The following is a 16,211-nucleotide window of genomic DNA, read 5'->3' on the forward strand; positions in this document are numbered from 1 at the left end:
TGGAAATCCTACCTTCCCACAAGTCCGCTCCCTCTTACAACTTCTACCCACATTCCGGGAACTCGTGCAGCAATGGTATTATCATACATTGCTTCTGTTTCTACCGTTGGCAGATAAAACTTACCAAGATACGTTGCATTCAGTCTTATTTTGAATGTCTTTGTGCCATTCTTTTGCAGATTATAATAAGTGTATACCCTGTCGTCTCGCACATCCTGATATGTATATCCGGAGTTTCCGGTACTGAATTCATCCATCCGAGCATTATGTATCTCCCATCCGCTCGGAAAGATTTGGTTCAAGGCCATTTCATTCAGATTTCCCTTTGTTCCGGCGTGATCTACTTTCACCTCGGCGATAAAATCTGTTCCCTGGCTCAGCTTCTTCACATCAATAGGGTTGCCCTTTATGTCAGTGTATCGTACCGAAATCTTCACATGATTACTGAAAGCTGAAGGATCACCGATCAGCGGAATACCGCGTCGGATCATTTTTACATACAGAACGGAAGTTCCGGTATTTCTAAGTTGCAACTTGCCATTTTTGATCAGATCCTTTCCTTCCATGCGAACATGCTTTACCGGCGTAGAAGAGGTGAAGGATTGCTCACCTGCACCGTTGAGTGAATACCCCGCGCTGATCACGGGAGTTGTTCCGTTCCCGCTCACATATTTAATCATAGCAATCAGGCCATACGCTGTTTCCTGGGTGCTCATCCACTGATCGGAGCTGAGTGATTTAGCTACTTCATCTGCCAGCGTTTTAGCGCCGTTCATTTCCTGAAGCAAGCTCAATGTTTCCAGGATCATCGCCCGGTCACGATAATCAGAACCATAAGAATACGAGAGTTCCTTATAGGGTTTCACTAACCAGTTCAGTCCTTTAACCATATTCCGTGCTACTTCATCCTGTCCGACCAGCTGATAGGCCGCGGCCAGGCGCCATCTTGACTCGGTGCTAAGGTTTGGCATTTCACGCATCCGGTTCATCGATCCCATCTCAGGCTGTTTGGCCAAAGCAAGAGTGTAAAGGCGGTAAGCCTGAATCAGCTGGTAACTTTCCGATCCGTGCGGATGCGAGTATTTATTATTGGTTCCGGTCCAGTCTTTGGCCGCACGGGTCTGGTATTTTACCCAACGGTTTTTCATACTTGCTGGAACGCTGTAACCCAGCTTTTCTGCTTCCATTAAAAAATGGCCGGCATAATTACTGCCCCACTCGCTGGTATAGCTTTCGCCCGGCCAGTAAGAGAATCCACCCGCTCCGGTCTGAAAGAGCTGTATTCTCTTGATTCCTGCCTTTACATTTTTTGTTATCTGATCCTTTTCTTTGGTGGTGAGTTCCAGCAGATTTCCCACGAGCAGCTGCGGAAATACAGAAGAAGTAGTTTGTTCAATACATCCATGAGGATACATCATCAGGTACTGCAGACGTTTCTCCAGATCCATGGGAGGTACGGAACTGATTTCGAGAACACCTTTATTGGTGCCACCCATTCCGGTGAAACTATAATCCAGCGACCAGCTTTTACCGGGTTCCAGTACGATTTCATCGATATCTGTTACCTCCGGGTTCGGCGTTCTCACATCAATTTCGATCTCCGAAACAGATTTCTCACTGCCGGATTCCGCTATCACACGTACGGATCCCAATCCGGTTTTGGGCGCAACTTTCATTTTAAAGTTGATCACTTCATCTCCGATATCCTTGAAGGTGAGTTCCTGAGTAGAAGAACCTTCCAGGGTGAAGAGTGAATTCACCTCTACCCTCACCTTTACATTCTTCACCTGCTTCTCCATGGCAAACACATTCACAGGAAGCTCAACGGTTTCCTGAGGACCAAGCACACGGGGCAGCGTAGCTAAAACCATGAGCGGTGTACGCACGGCTACGGTTTTATCTGCAGAACCGTAGGCCCCGTTGTGCCCGGCCACAACCATCACCCTAACTGATCCCACGTAGTTAGGAATATCCAGGGTATGTGACTTTGTTTCTCCAGGAGCAACATAGAAGGGTCCGATAAATCTGACCATTGGTTTGAAACGGTTGGCCTTTGCATTGTTTCCTTCTTCTTCCATTCCATCACCACCGATGCTGAGCATCTTGTCAACTTTTCCATACTGAGAGGCCATCACCTGGTCGAAGAGATCCCACGTTTTCACTCCCAGTGCCTCCCGTGCATAAAATGTGTTCCACGGTGCCGGTGTCTTATACTTTGTCAGGTCTAGTAATCCGTCGTCTACAACCGCCAGGGTGTAGGTCATGGGTTTCCCGTTTTTCTCTTTCACCATCACCGTTGCCTTTTCTTCGGGCTTCCACACATCCTTAGTGGTCAATACAGGATCCAGGTGTGTGGAAGGATCTTCCACCATCACGGGCAGTACACCATATAATCGGATGGGAAGATCTGTTTTAGTACGTGCGTGCGGCTGCATCAGCGTAACATGCACAAAAATATTCGGCAACATCTCTTTGGTAGCCGGTATCTCAATCCGGGTTTCACCCTCCGTTGTTTCAACCCAGCTCCGGCTGATGACCTTGCTACCCGTCTCCAGGCAAACCAACAAGCGGTTTCCCGATGCTGAAGGAATGGTAACTTTAATAGTTTCACCGGTAAAGTATTTATCCTTATCGGTAGAAAAATTCAGCATGGAGGCATTCTCGTTGTTGTTTTTATTTGATTTGCTCCACCAGGGGGCATCCACATACACTACTTTACCGCAGGAATGGCCGCTGACCGGATCTGTGGCTACCACGAGGTAACGCCCCCAATGACTGTGTCCCAGCTTCAGTTTGAAGATACCTTTGCCGTTGGCAGTAACGAGTGCAGTATCCTTTACTGCCACCGTGCTGGTACGTGAAAGGTACCCGCCCAGATCTTCATCCTGATGATCCCACCACCATCTCCATCCGATATTGTACACGCGTATATTTACGCCCTTCCGGTTAACAGGATTTCCGTTCTCATCCACGGTTGCCACTTCAATTGTATGGGTTTCTCCTGTTTCCAGCATTCCGCCGAAAAGCCGGCTTTCCGGAAAACGCATCCCAACATAGGAGCTGAAAGGTGAAACCTCTACGCTATGACGGTCAACGGAAAACTCACCACCCTCTTCAAACACTTTGGTGGTAAAAAACGCCTTGAGTTTCCCCGGAGCATTCTCCGCAATCTTTAGTGACAGCGGGAAGGATGCATTGCCCTTATCATCCACAGTTCCGTTAAAAACCGTTTCAGTATTGCTGTTGTAAAACCGAACAGGAGAATCGAATACGTATCCTATGTATTTGGGGAAAGTAGTGCTTCCACCTGTTACGTTCACGTCTACCTGTGCCTTCATATTCTTCGCCAGCGCCCCATGCAGCCATTTCACGGTTAGCTGACCCTGCTGCGTTTTATCGGTTGAGGAAATTCTCTCTTTCCCGAAGTCGAGATAAATCTTCAGCCTGTTCGGTTTGATCGTTTCCACTTTTAGGCTGCGCGTATAGGTCTTCTTTCCAACCGTTACACGGGCCAGCCAGTTGCCGGTAATGGCATTGGGGTCCGTTGCCGTCCGGAAAGCATACATTCCGTTGAGGCTGCTGGTTCGGGTAATTTTATGAGCGGTTTCCCCGCGCGGACTCACCAGCTCAAATGTTACAGGGTGGTTGGTGGGTAATGTTTTCTGCTTGTCTTCCAGTAAAAAAGCGATGTAAATGGAATCACCGGGGCGCCAAACTCCGCGTTCTCCGTAAATATATCCTTTGATACCTTGCTGCACATCTTCCCCGCTCACATCAAATTTGCTGAGCGAATTAGAATACGAATCCTCCATCTTCATATAGCCCCGCTGGTCCCCGCTCTTTGCCACCAGCAAAAAAGGTTTCTTGGGAAGGTTTATGCTCAGCATTCCCGTTGCGTCCGTTACACCGCTTGTGATAACCTCCTGCTGATAATTCAGAAATTCGATGGTTGTTCCGGCCATGGGTCTGGTATCTACCAGACTGCTGACAAAAACATTCGCCACCCTGTCGTTTCCGATCTTTGCGATTATTCCCAGGTCAGAAGCAAGTATATTCCTGCCGCGGGCACGGCCGTGGTAGTAATCGCGCGAACAAGGACTGTACTGATCATAGTAATCCGACTCATAGGAATAAAACTCATTGTCATAGTAATTATAAAAGTCCTTATTCCGTGTATCAAACCATTCATCATCCTCCCTGCCACCGAACCATCCGTTATTTTCCCCGGTATTTTCCTCCTCACCGGAACAATCACAGGCAGCGTACTCCTTTCTCATTTTCAATTCCACCCGGTAAATGGCACCGGGCTCAGGGCGGATATACTTCGCAATATCAATAGTGAAACGGTTCCAGGCATTCAGGTTCAGTTTTTTTCCTTTTTCCAGATCCACCTTTGTCTCTACAAGTTTGGAAGCCACCCTTCGCAATTCTTCATCGCCGTCAATGCTGTTCACTTGCAGGAACTGCGCTACATTCTTCTCATGAATACGAGAAATACGCACATCCACAGCTTTCATTCCGATCACTTCAAAGGGGAATAGGAGATTTCCGGAATGCGGAAGGATATTTCCCTTGCCCACCAGACGAATCATAGGCTTCGGCGGTTCAAAGGAATATTCCCTTTCCTGGGGTTCATTCATCTTATAGCCTTTGGCATTCTTAAGTCCTGTGGAAATAGTCAGGACACGATTGCCTGTGATTCTCTCCGTAAGGAAAACATAGAGAGCATGCCCTTCGATCTGGAAACTCAGTTGATCCACTCCCTGAAGGCGCACGATCCCATCGAGGTTCTGACCGGCAAGCAGGGGATCCGAGAAATGGAGTTCGATGACCTGGTCCGGATTTTGCTTCAGATTGTCGTTACTGATGCTAAAATCGCCCATGCCGGGTACCCGCGACTCAAGTTTTCCGGAGTTGGGATCGCCCACTGGTTTTCCGTCATATTCCACCACTACTTTGGATTCTGCGGCGCCACGTTTCACGCTGTCAATCTCAAAATAATGCCGGTTACCTGAAGCATAACCCCAGCTAACGCGAAGCGGGCGTCCCTCCTGACTGGCCTTCAGTGTCTGATGAATCTCCGCCGTATCTGCCCAGTCGCTTACCGTTACGTTTCCGTTGAGGTGCTGCCATTCATAATTATATGCATCATACGTTTCAGGTCCTTCAATATTCACCTGCAACTGCTGATTCTTAACGGTGAACTGGAAACGGAACTCTTTATATTTATTGGGAACGTCAGCTACCTTATGGAGCTGAAAACCAGTTATATAGTGTGTGCTCACCGGAAGAGGCTTTGATGGGATGAAGCGAATTGTTCGCTTGTTCTCCCACACCGCAGTTCCTTCCAGAGATGGCTCAAACTCGAACAGGGAGGCCAGCTCCTTGTTGTCCATAAATTTTCCATTGTACTCCTTTGCCAGAATAACAACGATCTGATCTTTCCGGGCAACCACACCTGAGGTGTATGCGGAAATATAGTTACCGAAAGCAGGGTCTGTTGAAACCGACTGGTTTTCGGGACCCATACAGGAAGAAAGGGTTATCATCACTGCAGTGATGATGACGAGGATGCGGATGCTGAACGTGCTCATGGTTATGGTTTTATGCAATACAAGATTAAATCTGTTCATGTAAAAGAAAGAGGCCTATTGAGGGGGTGCGGGCACAGGGTTATTAAACGTTGGTTTCCGGGGAGTATGTTGCATGTGCATTTACTTCCGGCTGGTCGTTTACTTCCCAGCTTCCTCCCTTTTTTGCCTTGCGAAAACATATTGTGAAACGGATTTCCTGACCCATTCCCGCATCTCCTTCTTTGCGCCGTGAGCAAAGGAGATAAACCCTTTATCCGACCGGACCTGCACGCAAATATTGAGGGACTGTACATTTCCCTGGGTACCATCGTGCGCTTCAATAATCTCTTCGATATCATCCACATGAAGGTCCAGTCGTTTCAACTGCTGACCAAAGAAGGTTTGAAAAGTAATCACCCGGTCGTTCTGAAGAAGCAGATACTGGCCTCCCTTAATTGCCGCTCCTAACGCCAGCGTTCCTACAATAAGGAGTACAATTCCGGGCTGCCACAGGGGGCTCAGGAAAAAGCCGATGGCCACTCCGTACAGTACTACTACCCAGAAGGCCGCCAGGGGATATTTCCGTGTGATCATGAATCCGCCTTCGAGTGGAGTTAGAACGTAACGGTTACTTTTGGGGAAAGCGGAAAGCGGTGTACTGATGTCCTCCTTTCGGGTACGCTCACTGAATTTCTTATCCAGGTCTTCTGCCTCCGTTTTTACATAATTCCCGTCATTCCCGGTTCGCAGCAACGGCAATCCGATCTGTTTGCAGCATTCCTCTGCGCGCAGATGCTGTGCCATCACATCCCGGTAGGCTCCCAGTTCATGATTGTTTGTTTTTTCTCTGTGAACCAGCAGCACCGTGTGAAGGGTATAATTGTGTTTGTTTCTGCGCACCACCCGTGTGCCGGTAGTGATTCCCGAATAATCGCTGAGAGGGATTTCCCGGCGTTTTGCAGAACCGATGAGGGGAGTGCGGGTGGATATCACATGTGTTTCGTTTACCAGCAGGTGTGTGCTAACACCGTTTTTAATCACTACCCAAACCGGAATAAGACCGAACAGTGCGAACAAGCCCAGAAAAGCGAACACAACGGGAGGTGTCCCCATTGACAGGATGGTCATGGAAATGAAACCGAGAATACTGAACCAAACCACACAGAAAACCACTCCCATTACCAGCTGGATGGTATTGGCCTTAGTGGTCATTTCAAATTTTGTCATGTACTTTTTTTTGTCCTGCAATAAAATCCTTTAAATAATACGGTTCAAAATACGCAACATCCTCGAATTTCTTCCGGAGGTATCTCTCCTCCGCAAAAGGGACTAGGGCGGCAGCGGAAGGAAGCACCCGCGGATGATAATGCACCTCTCCGGGGGCCAGCAGGTCCATTGCCTTTCCAGCTCCGTCTCCCAACAAATGGATAGTTCCCTTTGCTCTCCACTTCTGAAACGATTCCGGTTGGAGAATGAGCGCCTGTACAGGTTCCCTTTCCGTCAATTGCCGGTCGTACACAGCACAATACACCTCCTTCCGGCGGGCATCTATCATTGGAATAATGCTATCGTTTGTGCCGATTTCCCGGAATTCACTGACCAACCGGCTGGCCATAGCATGAAGCGTAGAGACGCTGATCAGCGGTATCCCGAGCGCGAAGGCAAATCCTTTAGCGGCCGACACGCCGATTCGAAGGCCGGTATAGGAGCCGGGGCCCTTGCTTACGGCAATGGCATCCAGCCCTGAAAACTTTCGTCCTGCTTCTTTGAGTACCTCTTCACAAAAAAATGTCAGGTGTTCCGCGTGAGAATAACCCTCATTCCGTTCTCTGAGAGAAAGTATTTCCCCGTTGCAGGATAATGCAACGGAACACACGGTGGTTGCTGATTCTATATTAAGAATGAGGGGCACGGAACAACCCCAAGTTACGGCATTTTCCGGTAATCACTCCTTCGTGCCAAAGGAGATGCTTACTCCGCCTTTTTCCTCCTCCTTTTCCTTCACAGTCACCTCATCACCATCCTTTAAATGGCGGGCTACAACGGTATAAGGACCAGCAATCACGACATCCCCTTCTTTCAGTCCTTCCAGAATTTCCATAAAATCCTCATCCTGTATTCCTGTTTTTACTTTTACCAGTTTTGCCTTTCCGTCTACGAGCAGGAACACGCATTCCTCTCCCTTTGATTTAATTTCCTTCTTATCCTGTTTAGTGTCATTATGTGTCACTTCAAGATCGCCCACCTCTTCCATACTTTGTTCACCTTCCCCGTCCTTTTTATCCATAAATGCAGAATCGCTGCGTACCGTTACTGACTGGATGGGAACAGAGATGACATTGTTTGCGTACTTTGTCAAAATATCAACCGTTGCGGACATTCCTCTCCGGAAGGGGTTGTCGAGATCTTTATACGAATCCTGAAGGATACGGATCTTCACCACAAAGTTGGTAACCTGGTCGGCCGAGATTCCGATGGTATTCGCCGAGTGGGCAATTTCCGTGACAATTCCTTTGAACTTCCTGTTCAGATAAGCATCCACTTCTACCAGCGCGGTGTCTTTCAGGTGCACTTTTACGATATCACTTTCATTCACTTCCACGCTCACTTCCATTTCATTGGAACTGGCGAGAACCATCAGCTCGGTTCCAGCCATTTGGGAAGTACCCACGATCTTTTCCCCTTTCTCCACATTCAGCCGGATGATGCGTCCATCTACCGGGGCTACAATGGTTGTTTTTGTCAGGTTTTCATTTGCTTCCTTCAAAGAAGCCTCCGAGCTCATGACTGTGAATTCCGATGCTTTCACACTTTGCCATGCGGCCACCACTTCCCCCTTTGAAGTCTCATAAAGGGTTTTTGCCGTTTCAAATTCCGATTGCGAAATAGTTCCGGAATTATACAGCTTCGCGCTACGGGAATAGGATATCGAATCGTTCTTGAATTTTACTTTCATCTGCTCATACCGTGCCAGGCTATTAGCGAGATTGGCTTTCGAAGTATTCACCGCCGCAATCATCCGGTCCAGATTACTTTGAAAAATATCCGGTTTGATCTTCAGAAGCAAATCTCCCTTTTTAACCATATCTCCCTCTTTAACGTTCAGCTCGGTGATCTCGCCCGGCACGTCAGAGCTGATCTTCACTTCTACCTCCGGCTGTATCTTTCCGTTGGCCGAAACACTCTCCACCACGCTGCGCTTCTCCACCTTCGCTGTTTCCACCTCCAGCCCGTCGCTGCCGCCGCAGGTCTTGATCATGATCAGAATAACAATGAGTAAAATACCGGAAAGGATGATGATAAGAGGACGTTTCACTTTTCTGTTTTTTTATTCAAACTGTAATGGTTTTCCCTGATAATACTCCAGCACCTTAATTTTAAAAAAGAAATCAAATTTGGCCTGAGACAATTCCGAACGAACGCGGGCCAGGCGGTTCTTTGCATCTGCGTAATCAAAAGCATTCACCATGTTTACATTGAATTTCTCCTCTGTAAACCGGAAAGATTCCTCCAGTGCTTTAACAGACTGTTCGGTGGCCTGATACTTCTTGAGTGCCGCTAGTGCATCTGCGTAGGCCTGCTGAATATTTTTTCTCAGTGCATTCTTTGTCAGATCCAGCTGTAACTGTGAATGAAGATAATTGATCCTTGAGCGCTGAATGTTGGATCTCACCGAATAGCCATTGAACAGGGGAAGGGAAAGATGCAGTCCTACGGAGCGGTTCAGATTCTGATCAATCTGATCGCCGAATGGAGTGGTTGTATAAGTGGTATTATACTCCGGGGTAAGCACGAAATCTCCGCCGGATGTAAAATAAAAAGTGGTATCCCAACTGCCGGTAGGAGTGATACTCATATCCTTACTTGCTCCCGAATATCCTGTTCCGTATGAACCACTCAGTACCAGCCGGGGGCTCATTCCCCCCCTCGCTACCCGGAGAGCCTTTTCTGAACTCTTCACTTTGTATTCAGAGCTTCTGATTTCCGGCATTCCCGAAAGTGCCATTTGGAAGATCTGTTCCGGAGGCATGGACAGTACGGAGAAATTGGGAATTTCAAGGTTGGGGCGTACTATTTTAAAATTTTTCGCATCCTGCAGATCCAGCATCTGTACCAGATTCAGATAGGCCATCGTCAACTGGTTCTCCATATTCACCCTGTTGAGTTCCTCGGTGGCATACTGGGCCTCGATCTCAAACAGAAAACTTTTAGCAAGACTCCCCGCCTCTACCAGCTTTTTAGTTCGGTCCACCTGCAGTTTGGTTATTCCGGCTTGTGCATCTGCAATGCTCAACAGCTCTTCTGCCAGAAGAATCTGGAGGTAGGCCGTAGCGATGCTAAGGGAAATGTCGTTCAGCATTTTCCGGTGATCTTCCTTCGACGCCAGCAGGTTGTACTTCTGCTCACCGATTGTGTTATAATTCTGCAGACCGTTAAACAGCAGCAAACTGGAACTCAGCGAGAAATTCTGAGATAACACCGCGTCTGTTGCAAACTGGTTAGTAAACGGGTCAATGGTGCGTCCGTAATTATTGATATGTGAAATATTGCCGTTCAGCGTGGGAAGCACATTCATTTTACTTTGCAGGTAATTAATGTCCGCCACTTTTAAATTCAGCTCACTTTGCTTAATGGTAAGGTTGTGCTGCAGTGCGTAATCAATGCATTGCTTCAGCGACCATGGGGCGGTAAGATCCGGGGTATTCTGTGCAGGAATACTTACTGCGAGCAGTAGCAGAAGGGGCAGCAGGAGTGTTCGCAGAAGCAGTTGGTAGGGCATTTACAGACTCTAAATTACCGTAAAGCAGACTACAAATTAGAAAATGGGATGAGCGGCAACTATGTGATTTACAGAGATATAACGCTGATCTCAACTCTTCTGTTCTCCTCCTCCTGTTTTGCGTTCAGTGGCTTTTTGTATACCATTTTTGAATTACCCGATCCCTTGTATTCGATACGGGAAGGTTCAATGCCTTTCTCTACAAGGTAATCGTACACTGCGTTAGCCCTGTCTTTTGATAGTTTTTTCAGTTTGGGAATATTTCGCATATCCGGAGCATTAACATGTCCGTTGACCAGTATTCTGGCAGTAGGATTATCCAGCATGAATCGGTACAAGCTTAACAAGGTTGGGCGCGAAACAGGCAGAAAGGCCACTTCATCTCCCACAAACTTGATGTTCTCCAGTTTTACAGGTTCGCCGATTTTCACCTTTTTTAAACGAACCTCAAAATTCACCGTATCCGGAATCTTCTTTGCATCGAAGGGTATCGGCGGGGCCATCATGGCTTTAGTAAAGAAAATATATCCTTTGGCGTTGCAGTTAAGGGTGATATTCTGAGACGAGGAAAGATCGAATGTATATTCCGACTTTTCATTCACTCTGAACGGTTCCCCGATCTGATATCCGGCCATATCAAAATTACAGGCCAACGGCATTCCGGATGCATCATCAATTACTTTTACCCGGAAAGGGGTTTTCAGTTCCACATACTTTTCATCCGTCACTTCCGGTTTTTTCATTCTCTTTTCTCCCAGATCAATTTGCAGGGTATATTCTCCTGCTCCGCTCACATTATCCACCACAAGGTAGAATACTTCATCCTTTTTTACCTGAATGGAATTACTAAAAGGGTTACCCGGTCCGGAATGAGCGAAATCCTGACCTGCACCCGGCTTCAATCCTGTTTCGGGAGGGCTCCCCATGCCGCTTCGTGCCAGGTTAGAACTTACAGGGAGAAACTTTTTATTCCTGATGCGGTCACAAAATCCGTCGAAATCATACCGAAAAAGAATAAAATCAATATCATCCTGACCATTCACCGGATTAATACTGAGCGTGAGTTCTCCATCCGCTCTGATCTGAAATTTATACCAGCCGGTGTTGTGCTCTTTTTCAAAAAAGTAAATAGACTTATTGTCGGTTTCCGAGATCTCCCTGACTTTCCCCGCTCCATCCGAAGTAAAGCTGTGCACCAGGGAATTTTTAATCTCCAGGGCGTCCATACAGTCGCAGTTTCCCTGAGGGAAAACGACGAGCGGGAAGAAAAGTGTAAATGACAGTAAGCGAATCATTGGGTAAAGATATCAGATTTCAGATCAAAGCCAGCTACGCACAGCCGACTCCGCTGCCAGCCGCCTCATTTCTATCCCCTTTCTCAATCCATACTTCTGCTGTGCCTTAGTCAATAAATTCGGAGGTTTTGAAAATACATGCTTCGCGGTTAATGCTTTGACCAGCTCCCTTGCCCCCTGATCTTTTATCTTTAATACATCTACCGGATAATTGATCATCATATTGGTCAGCAGTGCCGGATGAGCACCGGAATACGGTTTTTCTCCTGCAAACAATTCATAGACTATGATGCCAAGGCTGAAAAAATCAGATGCCGAGCAAAAAAGATCATTGCAGTTAAGCATTTGCTCCGGAGGCGCATAATAAAAGGAGAAGGGGTATAGCATCCCGGGAAGTGTCCAGAAACTTTTGTTGTAACCTTCTGCTTCCTTCACTCTCTTTGTTGTGGGATATGCTAATCCGAGATCGATCAATTTAATTTCAGAAAAATCTTCGCTGATCAAAACGTTGGATGGTTTCAGATCCAGGTGCAGGATCTCTGCGTTGTGCAGTTCCTGCAGGGCCAGATGAATGCCCTTCACTACCCTCCACTTTTGATCAGTTGTTAAACCGGCTGCGAGTGTTTTCAGATCTTTCCCTTCAAAATAGGGGCGTACGATCCATGCCTCGTTGTCTTCGGTGATGAGTTCTGCAGCGGTTATCGTATGTTTCAGAACAGGTCTCAACATTCCCTCTCTCAGGAAACGCCGGATCTCCACTGCATTCTTCGAATGGCGCGGGTGAAGTTGCTTAAGGATGACTTTACCATGATCTCCTTCTGCCAAAAAGGTCTCGGAATAGCGGGCCCCTGAATTGAGCAGCTTCTTTTCTACATACTGTTTCATTCACGTAATCATGAGCGAAGCGCAAAGTTGAGCATTTAATATCCCAGCACCGGTCCCAGCCATTTCTCAGCTTGCTCTAAGGAAATACCTTTACGCCGGGCATAGTCGGCCACCTGGTCCTTCCCGATTTTTCCCAACGTGAAATACCTTGCTTCAGGGTGGGCGAAGAGGAGTCCGCAAACGGAGGCGGTGGGATACATGGCCATACTCTCTGTGAGTTTTACCCCGGTATTCTTTTCAGCGTTAAGGAGTCTGAACAAAGCAGGCTTCTCCGTATGGTCCGGCTGGGAGGGGTATCCCGGGGCGGGACGAATACCCTGGTACTCCTCTTTGATTAATTGATCCTTGCTTAATTTCTCGGATGCAGCATACCCCCACAGCGAAGTGCGCACTTTCAGATGAACGAGTTCTGCAAAAGCTTCCGCCAAACGGTCGGTGAGCGCCTTGAGCAGTATGGCCGAGTAATCATCGTGATCTTTCTCGAATTTCTTTACCCATTCTTCCATTCCCTCCCCCGCGCTTACCACAAACGCTCCTATATGATCCTTCTGAGGAGATACAAAATCACTAAGGGCCAAATTCTTACCTTCTCCGGGCTTTTGGGTTTGCTGCCGAAGCGTATGGAATACGGTCAGCTCTTTACCTGTCTGATCCTTCACCATAATATCATCCCCTTTTGACACCGCAGGAAACAATCCCACCACCCCGTGTGCTTTCACCCATTTTTCACGGATCATCCGTTGGAGCATGTGTTGGGCATCCCCAAACAACTTCCTTGCTTCCTCTCCCCGGTTCTTATCCTGCAGGATCGCCGGGTAGGTCCCCTTCATCTCCCAGGCGTGGAAGAACGGTGTCCAGTCGATGTAGGCAGCGATCTCCGCAAGGTCATGATCCCTGAAAACCTGTACTCCCAGATGAAGCGGGGACTGCGGCAGAATGCCGTTAAAATTCAGGGAAGATTTATTCTCCCGTGCTTTTTCCAGAGGAATAATACTTTCATGGCTCCGCGAACGACTATTCTGCGCTCTCAACAATTCGTATTCCGCCTGTACCTTGCTGAGAAATTCTTTTCGTTGCCCTTTGGAAATAAGGCTTCCCACTACCGGAACGGAACGTGAAGCGTCGTTCACATGCACCACGGGATGTTCATACTCCGGTGCGATCTTCACGGCGGTATGAATTTTTGAGGTGGTTGCGCCCCCGATAAGGAGAGGAATATCCAATCCCACCCGTTTCATTTCTTTGGCAACATGTACCATTTCATCCAATGAAGGAGTGATCAATCCGCTGAGCCCGATGATCTGGACGCCTTCCCTTTTCGCTTCCGCCAATATCTTTTCACTGGGAACCATCACCCCAAGATCGATCACTTCATAATTATTGCATCCCAGCACAACAGAAACAATATTCTTCCCGATATCGTGTACATCGCCTTTCACCGTCGCCATGAGGATCTTCCCGGCCGTACTCCTTCCCTTTTCTCTGGAAGCTTCAATAAAAGGCTGCAGATACGCCACGGCCTTTTTCATCACGCGGGCACTCTTCACCACCTGGGGCAGGAACATTTTTCCGCTGCCGAAGAGATCCCCCACCACATTCATGCCGTCCATGAGAGGACCTTCGATCACTTTGATCGGCTGCCCATACTTTACACGGGCTTCCTCGATATCGGCATCAATATGATCCGTGATGCCTTTTACCAATGCGTGGGTAAGTCTTTCCTCGACTGATCCCTTTCTCCAGACCTCGTCCTTCACCTCTTCCTTCTTGCCCTTGCCTCTGAGCTTTTCCGCATGAGTGATCAGGCGTTCTGTGGCATCGTCTCTGCGATCCAGTAATACATCTTCCACGGCAACTAATAATTCCTTATCGATCGTGTCGTAGATCTGCAATTGGGAAGGATTCACAATACCCATATCCATTCCGGCTTTCACAGCATGAAAGAGAAACGCTGAATGGATGGCTTCGCGGACATGGTCGTTTCCTCTGAAGGAGAATGACACATTGGAAACGCCGCCGCTGACTTTTGCGAGTGGTAAATTCTGTTTGATCCAACGTGTTGCTTCAAAAAAGTCGATAGCATTTTTTCGGTGCTCGTCCATTCCTGTGGCCACCGGGAAGATATTCGGATCAAAAATGATATCCTGGGCAGGAAAATGCACCTTGCTTACCAGAATATCATAGGCGCGTGAACAAATTTCAATTCTTCGCTGCAATGTATCTGCCTGTCCTTGCTCATCAAAGGCCATAACAATAACGGCCGCTCCGTAACGCCTGATCGTTTCCGCCTGCCGGATAAATTCATTTTCTCCGCTCTTCAGTGAAATTGAATTCACGATCCCTTTGCCTTGCAGCACTTTTAATCCCGCCTCGATCACCGAAAATTTAGAAGAGTCGATCATGACTGGCACCCGGGCGATATCCGGTTCAGCTCCCACGAGGTTTAAAAACTTCACCATGGCGCTTTCGGAATCCAGCATACCTTCGTCCATGTTCACATCAATGACCTGAGCACCTCCTTCCACCTGTTCCTTCGCTACGCTCAGTGCATCGTCGTACTTATTTTCCTGAATGAGTTTTAAAAATTTTCTGGATCCGGTGACATTCGTACGCTCGCCTACGTTCATAAAGTTTGAGTCAGGCCGGAGGGTAACCGGTTCCAATCCGCTCAGGCGCAGATAGGCCGGCACCTCCGGTATTGCCCTGGGTTTCGCTTTGCGAGCATGTTCCGCTATATGCCGGATATGCTCCGGAGTGGTGCCGCAGCATCCTCCCACAATATTCACAAATCCTGCCTGAATGAACTCATCGATCACGCAGGCCATAGCATGCGGTGTTTCGTCGTACTCACCAAACTGGTTAGGGAGTCCGGCATTGGGGTACACACTGATATAAAAAGGCGCCTTCATGGAAAGTTCCTCCAGGTAGGGGCGCATGTCTTTAGCTCCCAGGGCACAATTCAGTCCCACACTGAGCAGGTCCATATGGGAAATAGAATTCAGAAAGGCTTCCGTTGTTTGTCCGGATAAAGTTCTGCCGCTGGCATCGGTGATGGTACCGGAAATCATAACTGGAAGTTTCACCTTCCTCTCCATCATCACAAGATCCACTGCATACAAGGCTGCCTTTGCATTAAGGGTGTCAAATACGGTTTCAATAAGGAGAAGGTCCGCCCCTCCGTCAATGAGTCCGCGTGTCTGTTCAGAATAGGCCTCTACCAGTTCTTCAAAGCTAACACCCCTGAAGCCTGGATCATTCACATCCGGAGAAAGAGAGGCGGTACGATTCGTAGGTCCCAGGGCACCGGCCACAAACCGGGGACGCTCGGGGGTGATAAACTGCGCTGCGGCCTGTTTTGCAATTTTCGCCGCTTCGAAATTGATCTCATAGGCGAGATCCTCCATTTTATAATCCGCCAATGAGATCCGTTGCGCGTTGAACGTATTGGTCTCAACAATATCCGCTCCCGATTCAAGATACGCTTTATGAATATCCAGGATAATCTGCGGCCGGGTTAGAACCAAAAGGTCATTGTTCCCTTTAAGATCCTGGTGCCAGCCGGCGAATCGCTTTCCGCGGTAATCCGCTTCCTGCAATTTATGGCGCTGGATCATAGTACCCATGGCGCCATCGATCACCAAGATCCTTTTATTAAGTATGTCGCGTATAGCTGTCATA

At 47.9% G+C, this 16,211-nt stretch carries 8 protein-coding genes; all 8 read right to left on the reverse strand.

Going from position 1 to position 16,211, the window contains the following annotated elements:
• Positions 1 to 8: 8 nt before the first annotated feature.
• The gene (locus tag IT233_02700; protein MCC7301528.1) at positions 9 to 5,594 is read right to left on the reverse strand and encodes a hypothetical protein; all 5,586 of its coding nucleotides are present in this window, start codon (positions 5,592 to 5,594) and stop codon (positions 9 to 11) included.
• Between the two features lie 138 nt (positions 5,595 to 5,732).
• A complete protein-coding gene (locus IT233_02705) occupies positions 5,733 to 6,800 on the reverse strand; it encodes a hypothetical protein (protein ID MCC7301529.1) in 1,068 nt (355 codons plus the stop codon).
• Entirely contained in the window at positions 6,787 to 7,485 is a 699-nt protein-coding gene (gene tsaB / locus IT233_02710) for a tRNA (adenosine(37)-N6)-threonylcarbamoyltransferase complex dimerization subunit type 1 TsaB (GenBank protein MCC7301530.1), read from the reverse strand. The genes IT233_02705 and tsaB overlap by 14 nt, the downstream gene beginning before the upstream one ends.
• A gap of 33 nt (positions 7,486 to 7,518) precedes the next feature.
• Entirely contained in the window at positions 7,519 to 8,832 is a 1,314-nt protein-coding gene (locus IT233_02715; GenBank protein MCC7301531.1) for an efflux RND transporter periplasmic adaptor subunit, read from the reverse strand.
• 69 nt (positions 8,833 to 8,901) lie between these two features.
• On the reverse strand, positions 8,902 to 10,353 hold the full coding sequence (locus IT233_02720; GenBank protein ID MCC7301532.1) for a TolC family protein: 1,452 nt from the start codon (positions 10,351 to 10,353) through the stop codon (positions 8,902 to 8,904).
• 68 nt (positions 10,354 to 10,421) lie between these two features.
• A complete protein-coding gene (locus tag IT233_02725) occupies positions 10,422 to 11,648 on the reverse strand; it encodes an OmpA family protein (GenBank protein MCC7301533.1) in 1,227 nt (408 codons plus the stop codon).
• 24 nt (positions 11,649 to 11,672) lie between these two features.
• Entirely contained in the window at positions 11,673 to 12,533 is an 861-nt protein-coding gene (locus tag IT233_02730; protein ID MCC7301534.1) for a protein kinase, read from the reverse strand.
• 35 nt (positions 12,534 to 12,568) lie between these two features.
• Positions 12,569 to 16,210, reverse strand: a complete 3,642-nt coding sequence (gene metH, locus IT233_02735; GenBank protein ID MCC7301535.1) for a methionine synthase — start codon at positions 16,208 to 16,210, stop codon at positions 12,569 to 12,571.
• Position 16,211: the final 1 nt, after the last annotated feature.

The sequence above is a fragment of the Bacteroidia bacterium genome, from assembly GCA_020852255.1.
Taxonomy (GTDB): Bacteria; Bacteroidota; Bacteroidia; order JADZBD01; family JADZBD01; genus JADZBD01.